Source organism: Spirosoma sp. (genome assembly GCF_048594605.1).
In the GTDB taxonomy this organism is placed as follows: domain Bacteria; phylum Bacteroidota; class Bacteroidia; order Cytophagales; family Spirosomataceae; genus Spirosoma.
In genome coordinates, this window is sequence record NZ_JBMDWV010000322.1 from 1 (window position 1) to 15,955 (window position 15,955).

General features: G+C 48.9%; 16 protein-coding genes. 8 read left to right on the plus strand and 8 right to left on the minus strand.

Annotated elements, in window-relative coordinates; translation table 11 throughout:
- The 3 genes from ACOJS8_RS19385 to ACOJS8_RS19395 all read left to right on the plus strand — a co-directional run.
- Nucleotides 1-281, plus strand: a 281-nt coding sequence (locus ACOJS8_RS19385; RefSeq protein WP_420150199.1) for an RNA polymerase sigma factor, incomplete at its 5' end; no start/stop codon positions are given.
- 34 nt (nt 282-315) lie between these two features.
- The gene (locus ACOJS8_RS19390; RefSeq protein WP_420150200.1) at nt 316-1,248 is read left to right on the plus strand and encodes a hypothetical protein; all 933 of its coding nucleotides are present in this window, start codon (nt 316-318) and stop codon (nt 1,246-1,248) included.
- A 92-nt stretch (nt 1,249-1,340) separates the two neighbouring features.
- Nucleotides 1,341-2,612, plus strand: a complete 1,272-nt coding sequence (locus ACOJS8_RS19395) for a replication-associated recombination protein A (RefSeq protein ID WP_420150201.1) — start codon at nt 1,341-1,343, stop codon at nt 2,610-2,612.
- 14 nt (nt 2,613-2,626) lie between these two features.
- On the opposite strand, the gene ACOJS8_RS19400 is transcribed toward ACOJS8_RS19395, so the two are convergent.
- Entirely contained in the window at nt 2,627-3,895 is a 1,269-nt protein-coding gene (locus ACOJS8_RS19400) for a sensor histidine kinase (protein WP_420150202.1), read from the minus strand.
- A gap of 99 nt (nt 3,896-3,994) precedes the next feature.
- Between ACOJS8_RS19400 and ACOJS8_RS19405 the strand changes: the two genes are divergently transcribed.
- Nucleotides 3,995-4,453 carry a response regulator gene (locus tag ACOJS8_RS19405; protein WP_420150203.1) on the plus strand — a complete coding sequence of 153 codons (459 nt, stop codon included), beginning with the start codon at nt 3,995-3,997 and terminating at the stop codon, nt 4,451-4,453.
- Between the two features lie 70 nt (nt 4,454-4,523).
- Here the strand turns inward: ACOJS8_RS19405 and ACOJS8_RS19410 are convergent, their stop codons facing one another.
- Genes ACOJS8_RS19410 through aat form a run of 3 tightly spaced genes read right to left on the minus strand, consistent with a single transcriptional unit; the run spans nt 4,524 to nt 7,468 of the window.
- Nucleotides 4,524-5,774, minus strand: a complete 1,251-nt coding sequence (locus tag ACOJS8_RS19410; RefSeq protein ID WP_420150204.1) for a glutamate-5-semialdehyde dehydrogenase — start codon at nt 5,772-5,774, stop codon at nt 4,524-4,526.
- Nucleotides 5,775-5,776: 2 nt separating this feature from the next.
- Nucleotides 5,777-6,811 (minus strand): glutamate 5-kinase, encoded by a 1,035-nt coding sequence (gene proB / locus ACOJS8_RS19415; RefSeq protein ID WP_420150205.1) that lies wholly within the window; start codon nt 6,809-6,811, stop codon nt 5,777-5,779.
- Nucleotides 6,812-6,859: 48 nt separating this feature from the next.
- On the minus strand, nt 6,860-7,468 hold the full coding sequence (gene aat / locus ACOJS8_RS19420; RefSeq protein ID WP_420150206.1) for a leucyl/phenylalanyl-tRNA--protein transferase: 609 nt from the start codon (nt 7,466-7,468) through the stop codon (nt 6,860-6,862).
- Nucleotides 7,469-7,634: 166 nt separating this feature from the next.
- Between aat and ACOJS8_RS19425 the strand changes: the two genes are divergently transcribed.
- Nucleotides 7,635-8,249, plus strand: a complete 615-nt coding sequence (locus ACOJS8_RS19425) for a hypothetical protein (RefSeq protein WP_420150207.1) — start codon at nt 7,635-7,637, stop codon at nt 8,247-8,249.
- Nucleotides 8,250-8,372: 123 nt separating this feature from the next.
- Entirely contained in the window at nt 8,373-9,401 is a 1,029-nt protein-coding gene (locus ACOJS8_RS19430) for a PmoA family protein (RefSeq protein ID WP_420150208.1), read from the plus strand.
- 25 nt (nt 9,402-9,426) lie between these two features.
- Here ACOJS8_RS19430 and ACOJS8_RS19435 read toward each other — a convergent pair whose 3' ends face one another.
- A complete protein-coding gene (locus ACOJS8_RS19435) occupies nt 9,427-9,819 on the minus strand; it encodes a hypothetical protein (protein ID WP_420150209.1) in 393 nt (130 codons plus the stop codon).
- A gap of 303 nt (nt 9,820-10,122) precedes the next feature.
- Here ACOJS8_RS19435 and ACOJS8_RS19440 point away from each other — a divergent pair, with 303 nt between their 5' ends.
- Nucleotides 10,123-10,815 carry a type 1 glutamine amidotransferase domain-containing protein gene (locus ACOJS8_RS19440; RefSeq protein ID WP_420150210.1) on the plus strand — a complete coding sequence of 231 codons (693 nt, stop codon included), beginning with the start codon at nt 10,123-10,125 and terminating at the stop codon, nt 10,813-10,815.
- 64 nt (nt 10,816-10,879) lie between these two features.
- On the opposite strand, the gene rfbC is transcribed toward ACOJS8_RS19440, so the two are convergent.
- Complete coding sequence (gene rfbC / locus ACOJS8_RS19445) at nt 10,880-11,425, minus strand: dTDP-4-dehydrorhamnose 3,5-epimerase (RefSeq protein WP_420150211.1); 546 nt, start codon at nt 11,423-11,425, stop codon at nt 10,880-10,882.
- A gap of 111 nt (nt 11,426-11,536) precedes the next feature.
- Here rfbC and pyrF point away from each other — a divergent pair, with 111 nt between their 5' ends.
- Nucleotides 11,537-12,367, plus strand: coding sequence for an orotidine-5'-phosphate decarboxylase (gene pyrF / locus ACOJS8_RS19450; RefSeq protein WP_420150212.1), 831 nt, complete (start codon nt 11,537-11,539; stop codon nt 12,365-12,367).
- 3 nt (nt 12,368-12,370) lie between these two features.
- Here the strand turns inward: pyrF and ACOJS8_RS19455 are convergent, their stop codons facing one another.
- Both ACOJS8_RS19455 and ACOJS8_RS19460 read right to left on the minus strand, forming a co-directional pair.
- Nucleotides 12,371-15,097 carry a vWA domain-containing protein gene (locus tag ACOJS8_RS19455; RefSeq protein ID WP_420150213.1) on the minus strand — a complete coding sequence of 909 codons (2,727 nt, stop codon included), beginning with the start codon at nt 15,095-15,097 and terminating at the stop codon, nt 12,371-12,373.
- Nucleotides 15,098-15,141: 44 nt separating this feature from the next.
- The coding region (locus ACOJS8_RS19460) for a hypothetical protein (RefSeq protein WP_420150214.1) at nt 15,142-15,955 on the minus strand (814 nt) is incomplete at its 5' end.

Sequence of the window (15,955 nt, forward strand, 5' to 3'; positions counted from 1 at the left end):
GTCGGCGAGTCGGCGATATGCTTCCTGGAGCCGATCCATCGCACGAGAATCTGCTGATTGCTCATGAAGAAGACTCGTACATGAATGAATGCCTACACCAGGCTCTCGACAAACTACCCCGCCGTCAGCGTGAAGCCGTTCACCTGCGGTATTTTCAGAATATGAGTAACGAGGAGATTTCAGCCCTCATGCAAATCAATATCCAATCTGTTTACAATTTAATCTTCGGTGCAATGAGCAACCTCAAGCGTTATGTTACGCTTGAAAATGTGTCGCTCTGACGCTGACTATTCCTAACCTTAATGAAGACCCGGTATGCTCACAACAGCTGCCGGGTTTTTTATGGGCAAAGAGTATAGACGTCTGCATTTTGCTGATAATGACCGCTACTACGTAAGTCTTGTTACTGCCTGCCGGGTGTCTGATTCATTTCGTTCTGCAGGAAATGGCAAAACCATTTACCTGTTGGGTCGTTTGATTGATATGAACAGACAATTACGCAGGCTAAAATCGATTTTGGTTTGGTGTTGCACGCTGGTCGCGTGTTTTAGCAGCCTTCCCCTACAGGCACAATGGCGACTCGATCTGGAGTCGGGACTGGTAGTTGGTACGAATTACAATCGGGTTAGAATTCCTAATCAGGGAGGAACTCTGGTGAATCTGACAGACAATCTAACCGTCAATCCAACGGTATTTTACCGCGCCCGGCTCAACTATACGTTCGCTAATCGCCATACCCTGTCGGTTCTCTATGCCCCTCTAACCGTGCAGTATAAGGGAGCGTTTGATCAGCCTGTCAACTACAACAACCAAATCTTTGAAGCCAACCGGCCACTGACTGTTGATTATAAATTTAACTCCTACCGGCTAACGTATCGCTACGATTTCATTACGGGCAGCCGGTGGCGGGTAGGGGCGGGTTTGACCGCCAAAATTCGGGATGCCAACATCCGGTTCGCTAACGAGTCCGTTCAGACGGACTACAGTAATATCGGGTTTGTACCGCTGGTTCATCTGTATGCCGCCTATCAGCCGAGCGAGCGATGGTCTATTTGGCTGGAGGGGGATGCATTAGGGTCGCGTTTTGGTCGGGCAGAAGATGTCTTCGTCGGTGGCGCTTACCATATCAGCCGGGCAATTGGATTGAAAGCGGGCTATCGCGTGGTGGAGGGTGGCGCCGACGTAGAGGATATTTATAACTTCACCTGGATCAACTACGCATCCGTTGGCTTATTGATTACTCTTTAGATTGGCTATGGGAGCCATGCACTGCACTACGCTCATGTCTGGTTCTATGAAGTGTCCTTTTCCTTTTTCTCTTATTGAGGTAACTTCGCTGAATGAATACAGACTCAACGCCATTGCCCGAGCGGGTTCGTCCGCGTATCCTCGATGACGTAATTGGTCAGCAAAAACTTATTGGTCCGGCGGGTGCGCTACGTCGCGCTGTCAATGCCGGGCGTTTGCCTTCCATGATTTTGTGGGGACCGCCCGGTGTCGGAAAAACAACGCTGGCCCTGCTGCTTGCCGAAGCGGTTAATCGGCCTTTTGTTGCGCTAAGTGCCATTAATTCAGGGGTTAAGGAAATACGGGACGTATTGAGCCGTCCTAGTGGCATGTTTCCGCCGGTGGTTTTTATCGATGAGATTCATCGGTTCAACAAAAGTCAGCAGGATGCGTTGCTCGGCGCGGTAGAGCGAGGACAGATTACGCTGATTGGGGCCACCACAGAGAACCCATCGTTTGAAGTTAACAGCGCCTTGCTGTCGCGTTGCCAGGTGTATATTCTGGAGTCGCTCAGTCGGGAAGAACTGATTCAGTTGGTCGATCGGGCGATTGCCCAGGATGCGTTTTTGCAATCGAAAAAGATCACGGTTGAGTCGTACGATGCGCTGCTACGTCTGTCGGGAGGAGATGGGCGAAAACTCCTGAATCTGTTAGAACTGGTAGCTTCGGCACACGTAGCGTCCGATCCGTTGGTGATTACCGATGAAGGCGTAATTACGGTAGCGCAACAGAATATCGCTCGTTACGATAAATCGGGTGAGCAACACTACGATATTATCTCGGCATTCATTAAGTCGCTACGTGGCTCCGATCCGAACGCGGCTTTGTACTGGATGGCTCGCATGATTGTGGCGGGTGAAGATCCGGTTTTTATTGCCCGACGAATGTTGATTATGGCCTCGGAAGATATTGGTAATGCCAATCCAACCGCGATGATTATGGCGTCGGAAGCGGTACAGGCCATTAAAGCCATTGGTATGCCGGAGGGACGTATCATTCTGTCGCAGGTAGCTGTTTATCTGGCCACTTCACCTAAAAGCAACGCCAGCTACGTAGCAATTGACGAAGCGCTGGCGCTGGCCGAACAAACCGCGCATCTACCCGTTCCATTGCACTTACGTAACGCGCCGACAAAACTGATGAAGCAGATTGGCTACGGCAAAGATTATCAATACGCTCATTCGCATGAAGGTAATTTTGCTCAGCAGAATTTTCTGCCCGATGATCTGAAAGGCCGCAAGCTCTACGAACCGGGCCAGAATGCCCGCGAAGCCGAAATTCGGCGCAGTTTGCAGAAGTGGTGGGGCGAGTGGTATGGCTACTAGTTTAGTATAATCGGCTAATCGCTTTTATAATGCATTGGGAAGCGAACCCGGAATAAAGTTCCGGCGCCGGGGCGAGTTTCAATATCTATGTTGGCTCGCAATAGTTCGCAGAGCCGTTTGACGATTGATAAGCCAATACCTTCGCCTTTCGGGTGGTCATAATTGGCAGAAATGGTTTCCTCAGGTAGTTGCAAAGCGTCGTCGGATGGAGTGACCTGGAGAACAGACGCTGAATCGACAGTCGGTGTGAGCGATTGGGCTAACTGGCCAACGAGGTCAGGCGATAAGCCGGGTCCACTATCCTGAATACTGACTATCCAACGGAAGTTATCTTCCCGACTCCAGCTTAACGTAATCCAACCTTTATGGGTATGGGCAAGCGCATTCGCCAGTAAGTTTAGTATAATTCGCTGAACCTTAATGGAATCGCCTTCGGTGGGTAGAGACTCAGGACCCGCCCAGTCGAAAGTTATCTGCCGCTGTTTGGCTACTGGCCGGATCGTTTCGGCAATCTGACGTAGCAGTACGCCTGCGTCAAACGATTCCAGATGCAAGCTTTCCTGACCAGCTTCCAGCCTGGCTAAGTCCATCAGCCTGGTGAGCAACGTAGCAGCGCTATCCAGATTACGCTGCCACATGCCTCGCCATTGCTTCTGTTCATCTGCTGTACCCGGTTGATCCAGGAGCCAGGCCGCCCCGCGCATGAGAGAAAAATAGCTACGCAGGTCGTGGGAGGCACTTCTGAGTAATTCGCCACGCTGTCGGGTAAGCTCGCCCAGGGACTGGAGCGCCTGCTGAAGATTGGTGGCCCGTTGTGTGGCCTCCTGCCGTTGTAGCTCGTTGTACTGAGCCGCACTACCCTGAATAACCTCATGCATAAGCTCGCTAACCAGACGATGCGCACGAGACAAAACAGCCACCTCTGTGTTGGTATAAACAGTGCTGTAAAGTTCGAGTTCATGGGCAAGTATCGTGTGCAGATGCCCCAGCTCCAGAAGAAGTTCAGTTAGGCCATAGCCTTTATGCCAGCGGTGCACCCCATGTTCACGGGCCATTAGTTGCGGATTGGCCTGGTCAGGCTGCTGTCGTAAACGTTGATCCAGAATTTCCAGGATTGCTGGTACCTGATCATTGAATTCCTCACGGGTTAAATTAACCGCCGTTATGGAGGCCGGATCGTTGCAAACCCGCGTGAACCAGCTATTAAGAGTAATTTCCCGCTTAGTGAATAAATAGGCGGCAATCGTTGCCAAAGGCGATTCAGAGGTTGGTGTATTTTCCAAAACTGATTCAGTGTAGTTAGTTAGCAAAGAGTTGTCCTACAAGTGAATGGTATTACCTTTTAACTATAAATTTACCATCTGGTTTTGTAACTACTGTTTATGGCCGCAGCGACTACGTATTCGTCAACCAATTCTGATCGTTCATTCCCTATTCTCGTTGTTGAAGACAATCCTGAGCATCAGCTAATGATCAGATACGGACTGGAGCAGCGTTTTGCGCAGGCCAAACCCATATTTGTGCGAACCGCCGATCAGGCATTAGCTTACCTGCAAGCCAGCGCCAGAAAAGAAGTTGTTAGCATTCGTCTTGTTTTATTGGATATTTATTTGCCCAAGCCTGAAATCGGGTGGCAACTCCTAACGACCATTCGACAAACCTATCCATATCTTCCTGTTATTGCGGTTAGTTCATACCAGGCAGCGGAGGATGTACAGAAAGCCTATGTGCTGGGCGTTCACTCGTTTATTGCCAAGCCTATGTCTATGGAGCAATGGATAAACTATTTTGATATGCTACGTATCTACTGGTTAGAGACGGTCACTTTGCCTATTATTTAGTACGTAGCATGTACGTGCGGTTTTTGAAAACGCTCGGTCGGGCTGGCTGATGTTTCAGAAGATTAAAACCTTACCAGCGCACCTGCCCGTCGCCCACCACGATCCATTTTTCAGTCACTAGCTTTTCCAGTGCAAAAGGTCCGCGAGCATGTAGCTTTTGGGTCGAGATGCCAATTTCAGCCCCCAGGCCAAATACACCACCATCAGTGAAACGGGTAGAAGCATTGGCGTAAACCGCAGCCGCATCTACTTCGCGCAGAAACTGATCAATGATAGACTGATTATTAGAAAGAATCGCTTCCGAATGGCGCGACGAATACGCCTGGATATGTGACAAAGCTTCGTCCAGCCCATTCACAACTTTTACAGCGCATTTGTAATCCAGAAATTCGCGGCCAAAATCTTCGGGTTGAGCGTGCTGCAGATTGGTATAACCCGCTTTCTGGAAGATTTCGAAGGACGTATCATCGGCAAAAACCTCTACATTCCACTTGTTGAAATCGGCTGTCAGCATGGGCAGAAACTGTGGCGCAATGGCTTCATCGACCAGTACACAATCCAGCGAATTACAGACCGATGGTCGTGATACGCGCGCATTCACAACAATGGCAACGGCTTTCTCTAAATCGGCTGATGCTTCGACATACGCATGGCATACACCCGCGCCGGTCTCAATAGTAGGCACCAGCGAATTTTTACGAACAAACTGAATGAGTGAATCAGAGCCGCGCGGAATAATGATATCGACGTAACGGGTAGCGGTCAGCAATTCATTGACAACCGCCCGGTCGGGGGGGAGCAACGTAGCGGCGGCCTTGGGTACGTTAAATTCTTCCAGTACGCTCTGAATCAGTCCCACCAGATACCGGTTAGAGGCATCGGCTTCTTTGCCGCCTTTCAGTACGCAGGCATTGCCCGAACGCAGACACAGCGATGCTACGTCGACTGTTACGTTCGGACGGGCTTCATAAATGACGCCAACGACACCCAGCGGTACGGCAATCTTTTTGAGTTTCAGTCCCTGTTCAATCGTCCGCTCCAGTACTACTTCGCCAGCCGGATCGGGTAACGTCGCTACGTCGCGCAGGCTTTTGGCCAGATCAGCAATCCGGCTTTCGGTTAGTTTCAGCCGGTCGTATTTTGGGTCGGATGTGGGCATCCGGTCAAGGTCCTTCTGATTTTCTGCGACAATATCAGTTGTGTGGGCTGCCAATACGTCGGCCATACGATTGAGTAGATCCGTTTTCTGGTCAGGGCTCAACCGACGAACAGCGGCCGCGGCTTGTTGTGCCGATTGGAGGAGAGGGGTAATGGGTGTCATGATTACAAAAGTACAATATCATTTGCATTCGCCACCTCAACATTTTGCTGATTAAGCTGTTGTAATAACGTATCGGACGAAATCCGAACCCGCGCAACAGCGATCGGCTCCTGATTTTCGTTCAGGATTTCAATCATTTCGCCCGTCGAAAACTCGCCCAGTACGTCTCGAATACCGACGGCCAGTAAGCTCCGACGCAGCTGTAAGGCACGTACGGCTCCGGCATCAATCTGCACCCGACCGACGACCAGACTTCCGCTCCCCAGCCAGCGGTTCCGGGCCGATAACGTAGAGGATTGAGGCAAAAATTCGGTGCCCGTTTCGCCACGCAACGCCCTGGCAAGGCTGTCGGGTTCGTTCAGGCCAAAAATGACGACTCGAATGCCCATGCGCGTCGCTAATTTGGCGAAGGTCAGTTTAGAGGCCATTCCACCCAAACCCAACGCGGATTTATCGGTTCGAACAACACCAAATACACGTTCGTCGAAGTTGGTAACCTGCCGGATGATCTGACCATTCGCGTCCAGGAGCCCCCCGACAGAGGTGCATAGCATCATAGCCTGGGCGCCAAAACCTACCGCAATCAACGTAGCAAGTTCGTCGTTATCCGAAAACTTCAGTTCGCGGTTGCTCACTACGTCGTTTTCATTCGCAATCGGAATCAGGTCGTTTGCCCACAACTCTTCGTAGGTTTGTTTGAGCTGCAGAAACTGATCGCGATTGGCAAAGTGGTGGCGTTCGCATAGGCTTTGCGCAATGGAAATACCGTAAATTGAGAAAAAGCGGGAATACTGGTTAAGCAATAATAAATTACCGATCGCAGCGGCCGCTTTACGCTGGGTAATATCGCCTTTATAATCGCGAATCAGGGCCTTTCCTGCTCCTACTGCCCCCGATGAAACCAGTACAATTCGATAGTGCGGGTGTAGTGAAGCAACCTGTCGGGCAATATCGACCATAATCGGCTCATTAGGTTCGCCAGTTGGTTTGGTGATGGAAGCAGTACCGAATTTAAGGACAAGAACAGGCTTGGACATTAACGTAATAGCAGATTGTAGTCGGCAAAATTACGTAATAAGCTGTGTTTATTCCGCACTCCTGACAAGCTCGGCGAAACTGGCTTTGTGGCGAAGAGCAACCTTGAGTTGCTTCAGGTAATCAGCTTTGGGAATTTCAATGGCTCCGTAGCGCCGGACGTTGTCATTGATAAACTGCGTATCAAGGAGTGTAAATCGCTGTTGCCGAAGAATCAGAATTAAATAATGAAAGGCGACTTTGGACGCATTATCAACATGATGAAACATAGATTCGCCGAAAAAAGCGGCACCCAGGGCAACGCCATACAAACCCCCAACTAGTCTGTCATCTATATACGTTTCTACACTGTGCGCCAGGCCCATCCGATGCAATTCGCTGTAAGCGTCGATGATTTCGTCTGAGATCCACACACTATCATCATCAGAGCGCGGTTTTGAGCAGTTCCGCATGACTTCCGTAAAAGCTGTATTGATACGTATTTCGAACTGATTACGGTTTAGAACCGGACGTAGTGATTTGGCGGGCTTGTAGGAATGAATCGGAATGATAGCACGCGGGTCAGGCGCATACCAGTACAACGTACCGTCGGAATCGGCCATTGGGAAAATACCGTTGATGTACCCGTAAATCAGGTCGTCGGCGGTTAACTTATCCATGAAATAGGGGAAAGTATGTTCCAACAAAGATAGAAAATTCGTAATGACCTGAGTGGGAGTTCAGCGTCTATAACTGGTGAATCAGAAAGAATCTCTATTATTCTACTTTAAACCAAACCCATTGCCTGCTGTCGAAGGTTTATAGGGCAACGATTTACGACCAATCATGAAAAAAACACTTATTCTAGTACTATTCGCTTTGCCACTGTTATTCAGTCGGTGCAGTGTCAATCAACAGATCTCACAGGCAAAGGCGCTGGGCGATTGTCGCTATACGCTTGCCTCTGCCGACAGCATTTATCTGGCGGGGGTCGACATCCGTGAGTTTCGTAAGCTGGAGGATTTAAATTTAGGCCGCTTTCCTCGGTTGGCAACAGGGCTGCTGACACGTAACGTACCGTTAGATGCCCGCATTAATCTTGACATTACAAACCCCACGGGCAAGCTGGCTGGTATCAATCAGTTGGAATATAAGGTTCTGCTGACAGGACAGGAGTTATTTAACGGCTTTCTGAACCAACGTATCGAGGTTCAGCCAGGAGGAAAAACCCGGGTTCCCATTCGGTTAAACACGAATGCGTACCAGTTAATTACCGACCCAAAAACACGCGACGCGTTCACGCAACTGGTGCAAAACATGTCGGGTGCCGCCAATACACAGCCTTCAAAATTGACCATCCGGATTAAGCCGACCCTTTCTCTGGGTAATAAATCAATCAATTACCCAGGCTATATTACGATTGATCAGGATGTGACCAACAAGATATTATTGGGAAATTAAGCACAACCGTATTTTTAGAACGTATTGCTCAGTAGCATTTCATCTGCCCCGGCTTTTCTAGGTCGGGGCAATTTGTTTACTTGCCTTGCACAAAACTATTGTTTCTGTTAACTGCTCTTTCTGATGCGCCAATTTCTTGTTATCCTCCTGTTAGCTGGTTTATCTCTGTCGACTCAGGCCCAATCCAATACGGTTCAGGTTGCCCATAATGAATCCCAAAAGCGAGTCACTGTTACCGTTGACGGGAAGCCGTTCACCGCCTATATTTATCCGGGGCCTACTGTGCTTAAAAAACCGGTGCTTTATCCGATTATGTCGGCAGGTGGGAACTTCATTACGCGTGGCTGGCCGCTCGACCCTCGACCAGGTGAACGTATCGACCATCCGCACCATGTTGGTATGTGGTTCAATTATGGCGATGTGAACGGCCATGATTTCTGGAACAACTCAACCGATATCGGCCCCAGTCATGCCGGTCCTTTCGGAACCATTGTACATACGGGCGTTAAATCCATGAAAAGTGGAAAAGGTCAGGGCGAGCTTGTTGTTACGTCCGACTGGCTCGATAAAGACGGCAAGGTAATGCTTCAGGAAACTACTACGTATCAGTTTCTGGCGGGTGCCAATAATCGGATTATTGACCGGAGTACAACCCTGAAAGCTGCTGGCAAGGATGTTGTTTTTAAAGACAATAAGGAAGGCATGATTGCGGTACGGATGGCTCGTCAGCTTGAGCAGCCTTCTACAAAGCCCGAAGTATTTACGGATGCTCAGGGCGTAGCGACGAAGGTGCCCGCAATGAACAACGAAGGCGTTACGGGTTTATACCACAGCAGCGAAGGCATTGAAGGGGATGCCGTTTGGGGCACCCGTGCGAAATGGATGAAACTGACCGGCAAACTAGGCAACGAACCCGTGTCGGTCATTCTGATGGACCACCCCAAAAATGTTGGGTATCCAACGTACTGGCACGCCCGTGGCTATGGGCTGTATGCGGCCAACCCGTTGGGGGCTTCGGTAATGAGCAGTGGTAAAGCGCCGGCTATGAACTATACGCTGCCTGCAGGCCAGTCTGTTACGTTCCGATATCGGCTGCTGATTCAATCTGGCGACGTATCGGATGATAACATCGCCAAGATGAATCAATGGTAGGATATACGTAATTTTTTGACGCTGATTAATTCAAATGAACCAAAGCTGAACGGTACACACGGGCTTCGAGCGATTCCAGCCATACACGCAATGTCTCATTTTCGCTGGTGGCCCGGCCAAGTTCAGTGTCGATTTGGCGGAGTAGAAATAACAACTGGTGAACATGCTGCCACTGTTCGGCCAGCTGATTGACAGACTCCATCGTGTTCTTCCGGCGCGCGTCCTGGGTAAGCTGGCGGACACTCATTTTAAGGTGATAACGTAACATCATAAGCCGACTTGCCATGGGCAATTCCTGAGGGCTGCGTTCCATGTGCGAAATACCCTTGGCCAACATGTTGTTACGTTGCTGAAGTTGGTCGGATACAATCATCCAGGCATGTTCGGCCTTCAGCGATTCATAGGTTACAATTTTCATGGCGGTTTATTTGTTACGGTTTGTGAACAAATATAATTACAAACTATTTCACAGGTCAATAGCGTGCTTTGGCAAATTATAGTTCGTGCGTAATTATTTATGCCAATTATTTATTGGATGGTATTTGCAAGAGAAGGTTTAATCTCTTCCGGGGGGTATGTCGAATGAGATAGTAAGCCGAAGAAATGAGTCGATGTATTTATGTGAGAAGGACGACAGCCGTCTGTTGAAAACATTTATCTTCGTGTTGTACCACAAAACCTGAGCGACAACCGCTTGCCTTGATCTGAGACTGGCTTTCGTATGGACCCTATTTTTCGCGCCCTGATCGTTTGCACTAATCATACCGATTATCCGACCAAAACCCACAAAACCGGATTATGGCTTAGTGAAGCTACGCACTTTTACGATGAACTGGCCGATCGGAAACTGCCTTACGATATAGCCAGCCCAAAAGGTGGTTTTGTGCCGATTGATGAAAAAAGTATAGATCGTCGGGATACTATAAATGAAAAGTGGCATCACGATCCTACCTTCCGATCCAAGCTGGAGAATTCACTACGTCTGGAAGATGTCGATCCAACAAACTACCAGATTCTGTATTTAACCGGTGGTCATGGCACCCTGTGGGATTTTCCGGATAACCCCATATTGCAACGTATCATACAGCAGATTTATGAATCGGGAGGGATGGTCGCTGCGGTTTGCCATGGCGTTGGCGGGTTGCTGAACGTAACGTTATCTGATGGGTCTTACCTGATTGCGAACCGGCAGATAACGGGTTTTTCGAATATGGAAGAAAAACTTGCGCGGCTGGATGATGAAGTTCCTTTTTTACTGGAAGATGCACTCCGGCAGAAAAATGCGCTATATAGCAAAGGAATGATTCCCTTTCTACCTTACATAGAAGTTGACGAACGCCTGGTCACGGGGCAGAATCCGCTTTCGGCTCGTAAAGTAGGCCGGAAGGTGATGGAAGAAATGTATGAGAAATAAGGAGAAAAAACGAAAGGATACCGTAGCGCTACGGTATCCTTTCGTTTTTTCTCCTTATTTCTCACTAAACTGTTGGCTGCGGTAAAACTTCCCGCAGAAATTTTAATTCCTGATCTTTTTCAGAAACGATAGGATTGCCGATGCCCCAATTGATATTCAGATCGGGATCGTCCCAGCGAATACCTGATTCGGAAGCTTTGTTATATACGTTGGTGCATTTATAACTAAAAATGCTGTCTTCCAGCGCTACAAAGCCGTGGGCGAACCCTTCAGGAATATAAGCCATATTGGACAGGCGAGCATCCAGCAGAAACGTTTCATACTGGCCGAACGTAGGAGAATCAGGGCGTAAGTCAACGGCAACGTCCAGTACCTGACCGGTTATGACCCGCACCAGTTTCCCCTGGGCAAACGGTGCATTTTGCATATGGAGACCACGCAGAACACCCTTTACCGAAAAGGATTGATTGTCCTGCACAAAGTCCATTGGCAAGCCCAGCGATGCGAATAGGGGTTTATTGTACGATTCAAAGAAGTGACCGCGCTCGTCTTCGAAGATACGTGGAATAAGCTCTATAAGGCCCTCAATGGCTGTTTGCCGAACTTGCATAAGTAAGGTTGTTTCGTACGAATAGTTTACTCTTCCCGGCAAATTTATGAAACCGGCTCCGTAAGTCGTACTTTTGGCAAATCATTTTATTCGATGATTCGGTAACTTAGCATGACGCATTCGGAATTAAGCGAGCAGATTTTTCAGAAACAATCTTATTTATGTGTAGGTCTGGACACCGATCCGCGCAAATTGCCAGCTCATTTACTAACAGAATCAGATCCGGTTTTTGCCTTTAACAAAGCCATTATCGATGCAACGGCTGACCTGGCCGTCGCTTACAAACCCAACATTGCCTTCTACGAAGCACAGGGGCCACGCGGTTGGGAAAGCCTGCAGAAAACGCTCGAATACATTCCGAAGAATTGCTTTACCATTGCCGATGCCAAACGGGGCGATATTGGTAATACGTCCGGACTCTACGCCCGCACATTTTTTGATCCGTCAGCCGCTGGACTTTCGTTTGATTCCGTTACGGTAGCGCCTTACATGGGTCATGATTCCGTGACGCCCTTTCTGGAATATGCCGGTAAGTGGGTAATTCTGTTGGCCTTAACATCGAATCCCGGCAGTGCTGATTTTCAGCGACAACCAGTTAATGAGCAGGAGCTTTTCGAGATGGTCATTACGACAGCCCAAACCTGGGCTAGCCCTGATCAACTGATGTTTGTGGTGGGGGCCACGCAAGCCGCCGAGATAAGTCGAATTCGGGAACTGGCTCCGGATAATTTTCTGCTCGTTCCGGGAGTTGGTGCACAGGGCGGCAGTCTGGAGGAGGTATCCCGTCGTGGATTAACCGACAAAGGCGGCCTTCTGGTGAATGCGTCGCGTAGTATTCTGTATGCATCGAACGGCACTGATTTTGCCGAACGGGCCAGAGACGAAGCGAAAGCGTTGCAAGCTGAGATGGCCGGTCAGTTAGCTGCTATAAATGTTCGGTAGGGATTACGGTAATTTTTTAGCCTGAGCTTCCAGAATTAACTGCTGGCTGGCGTTTTCAGGTGTTATGTGCGTGTATGTACCTTTCCCCAACTGAGCCAGTTTTTTCAATTGCTGGCTGTTGATTTCCTTCCGGCCAAACGTGAAAATGGTTAGAAAAACATCCTGTCCGCTGGCGTCTCGAACGAGTTGATACGTATCGTCACTGACTGGAAATTCACCATCCGTTGCCAAAACAATGCGGTTGTTGCCTGCCCGGATGTAATGTTTGTCGGCCAGTTTATACGCTAATCGAATGCCTCCATTGCCATCTGTATCGCCATCCGACTGCAACTGATCAATTGCCTGGGCAATTTCGTTCGCCTGATTGCCTGACGTCGGTTTCAGGGCGACTCGCGCTTTCCCCGAATAAATGACAACCGAGATTTGATCCTCAGAACGTAACAGTGTCAGAAGTGATTTGATCGACTTTTTTAGTAAAGGCAATTTATACGGTGAGTCCATCGACGCCGATACGTCCAGGAGTAGCACCATGTTGTTCGGAGCAAATCCTTTCAGCGACGGGGCCACTTCCTGCCGACCGGATTGATTGACGTAAACCGTGTCCACTTTGTTTCGCTCAACGTATACGGTGTCATGCTGAACAACGGTTTTGCCGTTGAGAATGGGGGGCGTTACGTTTTCAGGTTGAGAGCGCTGTGCAGACGTAGCAGGAGCTGGCTGAGCCTTACTGATCGGATTGCGTTCAGTTGGTTTAGCGGATGCGATTGAGGACGATGCCACTGGGGCATACCGCTGGAACGTGAAAAAAGTAGGCTCGTTAATCGTTTTCAACAGCCCTTCTTTCGCCAGCTCACTGAACTTGTTGTATTGGCGTACCAGTTCGTTATAGGCGTAATAAAATGAATCATACGATTGGCCTGACGAACGAGCGGCCATGTCTGCCAGTTTTATGGACTGGTCTGCAATATCCTCATAAGGCGAGTAGGGGCATAGTCCGTTGCTACGTCCCAGGCGTTTCAGACCATTCAGATTCTGATGCTCATTGACAAGCAGCGTACGGGCGTCGGCTCTCAATTTATCAACGGCAGGCAGCGTAGCGCTCTTATGCATAAGGTAATCTCTTACCCCAAACAAAATGGCTTTATTCTCGTCCATCACATCGAGTAGTGCTTTCCCGGCTACGTTCCAGGAGTCGGACGGTTGCCGGGCTGGATAGCTTTCATGAACACGCCGAACATCAGTATAAAGCCGTTCCTTTTTCTGATCGAACGTATCAAATAGATACGCATATCGGTCCAGAATGGCGTCAGAGCGTTTCAAATGGTCCTGTTCGTATTGCTTGTCGGCGGTATAGGCAATCAGTTCAATACTCAGCGCGTCCATCTCCTTCAGCATCGCGAGTAGTACATCTGCCTGACCGTTAATGGAAGCGCGGTACGGCTGCGGAATATGCTGGCTCATCATGGTCAGAAGCTGATGCTCGGAAAGAGGAACTTTATATTCTTCGTGCGAATACGTAAGGTTGCTTCTTCGACCGTTACGTGTCGGATCGCGGTAATACTCCGCCGATGACTGGTAATTACGTATCAGCACCTGTAATTTGTTTAGCTGACGCAGCGACTCATTGATGAAATCGATATAAGCTGTCAAGGCCTGAAACGTAGCGGTACTGGCTGGAGCATCGGCTGGTTTTACCGTGAAATTAGCGGGCGGAACATCCCGAAAAGGTTGTGCTGATCTGGCTTGCTGAACCGCTACCTGAGGGGCGTCAATAGCAAAAACAGGTGCGAACTTCGGGTAGTCCAGTAACTGCTTAGCCGACACGCTGTATTTGACAAATTGCTGATACCAACTGAGCAAATCATTATTGTAGTGATTCAGAAAAGACTGGTAAAACTCGTTGCTGTGCTGGGCCGACTTACGGGCAGCAAACGTATAATTATCAACAGCCTGCCTTTTTAGCGTCTGGATGTTCTGAAGTGCCGTTCTGAAGGTGCCGATCATGTCGGAAGCCGGATACTCGACATGGGCTTTCCCTTGCCCGAAGTTGGTCAGGGCTTTTTCATCCGCCAGAACGCTTTGCTGAATAAATTCTACGGGCCAATTGGACGGGCTCGCTTCGTTCAGATAATACCGTAACGTATCAAACACCTGCTGCTGACTGACCAGCACCTGCTCCATTTCCTTTTCGGTATACAGATAGGCATTTTCCGGTCGGTAGGGTTGATAGCGATGATAAATGCGCTGAATCTGCTTGTAGAGTGTATTCTTATCCTGACTAAACTGGTCAAATTGATCTTTCAGGTTAATAATGAGCGTGTTTGCCTGCTTGAAATCATCGCGTTCGTAATCCTTGAGCTTATTATAGGTTTCCAGGGTTTTAACGCTTTGGTCGATTCTGTTCAGCAGTTGCCAGAGTGCCTGTGCGCCGGTTTTCAAACGCTGCTCCTCGGCATTGGTCAGTCCATCCGTATGTAAGGCTTTTTCGTAATAATACCCTTCCAATGTGCCTGACAACGGCGTACGCGGTGGAATCCGCCCAGAAGACTGATACGCCACCATATCCGCATGGTAGGCCTGAATTTGCTGTAAACGACTGGTTACCTCACTAACCGATTGATTCAGAAACGCTACGTAGTGATTAAGCGCCTGTTGGGGCGTTTCCGAAAAGGCGTGTCCTGTCACAAAAACGGCAGAAAGTATCAGGGATAGAAAAAAGAAGGTCTGCATGGTTGAAATAACGCAAAAACTTGCTGATTATCAACGTAGTAAATTTATTCGGCGCTGAGGTTCAGAATTTCATTAATAAGCCATCGGTCGTGCTCTTTTACCAGCCGGAACTCGTACTCTTCGAGCAGAAAAAACTGTACAGACGCCTGGTTCTGGCCAGTCTGCACAGAGTTGACTTTTACCGTTTCCAGCGAATCCATCAGCATATCAATGTTCTGCGTAAGCATCACCAGATCGTAATCGAACCCGGTAGGCAGACCTTCCTGCTGAGGGGTTGCCAGAAAACCCGCCTGACGATCCTGGAAGAATGTTCGCCATTCGTTGATGTAGTTTTCTGTTAACAACTCACTAGTTTTCAGATACGTAAGGTAGCGGTCGGAATTGCGGGCGTTTACCGAATAATTCTCGCCGGGTTGTTGATTCACCAGGTCGATTTGGCTGATTGATTGTAAGTTGGCTTTATACCAGTGCAAAAAATCCAGTACGGTTTGTGTAACGGCTGTGGAGTCTGTATCGGGAGCCTCCTCAACAGCGGTAGCTACATATTCTTCCTCACTTTGGTCCGAAGCGGTTATGTCATTCAAAAGGTTTTTTCCGAACAGCAACAGCGGCAAGCCACCAATGAGCGTAGCGGAGATGATAGCAATTCTCGAATCACGCAGGTTAAGAAAGGCCAGCAGGCCAGCGAAAAGAAGCAGAAGAACAGCAATTCCGCCAATCATACCTCTACCCGCCGGATCACTATTGGAGCCGTTGCCCACGACGACTAAATAAATGGTGAGAATACCATATAAACCGACAATGCCCCCGGTTACGGCTGTTAGTGTTTTCATGCTACTAAATTGATTATCAGAAGCA

What these genes read in the sequence shown, in the direction of transcription:
- ACOJS8_RS19390 (WP_420150200.1), top strand. Translation starts at nt 316, where the DNA reads ATGCTCACAACAGCTGCCGGGTTTTTTATGGGCAAAGAGTATAGACGT.
- ACOJS8_RS19395 (WP_420150201.1), top strand. Translation starts at nt 1,341, where the DNA reads ATGAATACAGACTCAACGCCATTGCCCGAGCGGGTTCGTCCGCGTATC.
- ACOJS8_RS19405 (WP_420150203.1), top strand. Translation starts at nt 3,995, where the DNA reads ATGGCCGCAGCGACTACGTATTCGTCAACCAATTCTGATCGTTCATTC.
- ACOJS8_RS19410 (WP_420150204.1), bottom strand. Translation starts at nt 5,774, where the DNA reads ATGACACCCATTACCCCTCTCCTCCAATCGGCACAACAAGCCGCGGCC.
- proB (WP_420150205.1), bottom strand. Translation starts at nt 6,811, where the DNA reads ATGTCCAAGCCTGTTCTTGTCCTTAAATTCGGTACTGCTTCCATCACC.
- aat (WP_420150206.1), bottom strand. Translation starts at nt 7,468, where the DNA reads ATGGATAAGTTAACCGCCGACGACCTGATTTACGGGTACATCAACGGT.
- ACOJS8_RS19425 (WP_420150207.1), top strand. Translation starts at nt 7,635, where the DNA reads ATGAAAAAAACACTTATTCTAGTACTATTCGCTTTGCCACTGTTATTC.
- ACOJS8_RS19430 (WP_420150208.1), top strand. Translation starts at nt 8,373, where the DNA reads ATGCGCCAATTTCTTGTTATCCTCCTGTTAGCTGGTTTATCTCTGTCG.
- ACOJS8_RS19435 (WP_420150209.1), bottom strand. Translation starts at nt 9,819, where the DNA reads ATGAAAATTGTAACCTATGAATCGCTGAAGGCCGAACATGCCTGGATG.
- ACOJS8_RS19440 (WP_420150210.1), top strand. Translation starts at nt 10,123, where the DNA reads ATGGACCCTATTTTTCGCGCCCTGATCGTTTGCACTAATCATACCGAT.
- rfbC (WP_420150211.1), bottom strand. Translation starts at nt 11,425, where the DNA reads ATGCAAGTTCGGCAAACAGCCATTGAGGGCCTTATAGAGCTTATTCCA.
- pyrF (WP_420150212.1), top strand. Translation starts at nt 11,537, where the DNA reads ATGACGCATTCGGAATTAAGCGAGCAGATTTTTCAGAAACAATCTTAT.
- ACOJS8_RS19455 (WP_420150213.1), bottom strand. Translation starts at nt 15,097, where the DNA reads ATGCAGACCTTCTTTTTTCTATCCCTGATACTTTCTGCCGTTTTTGTG.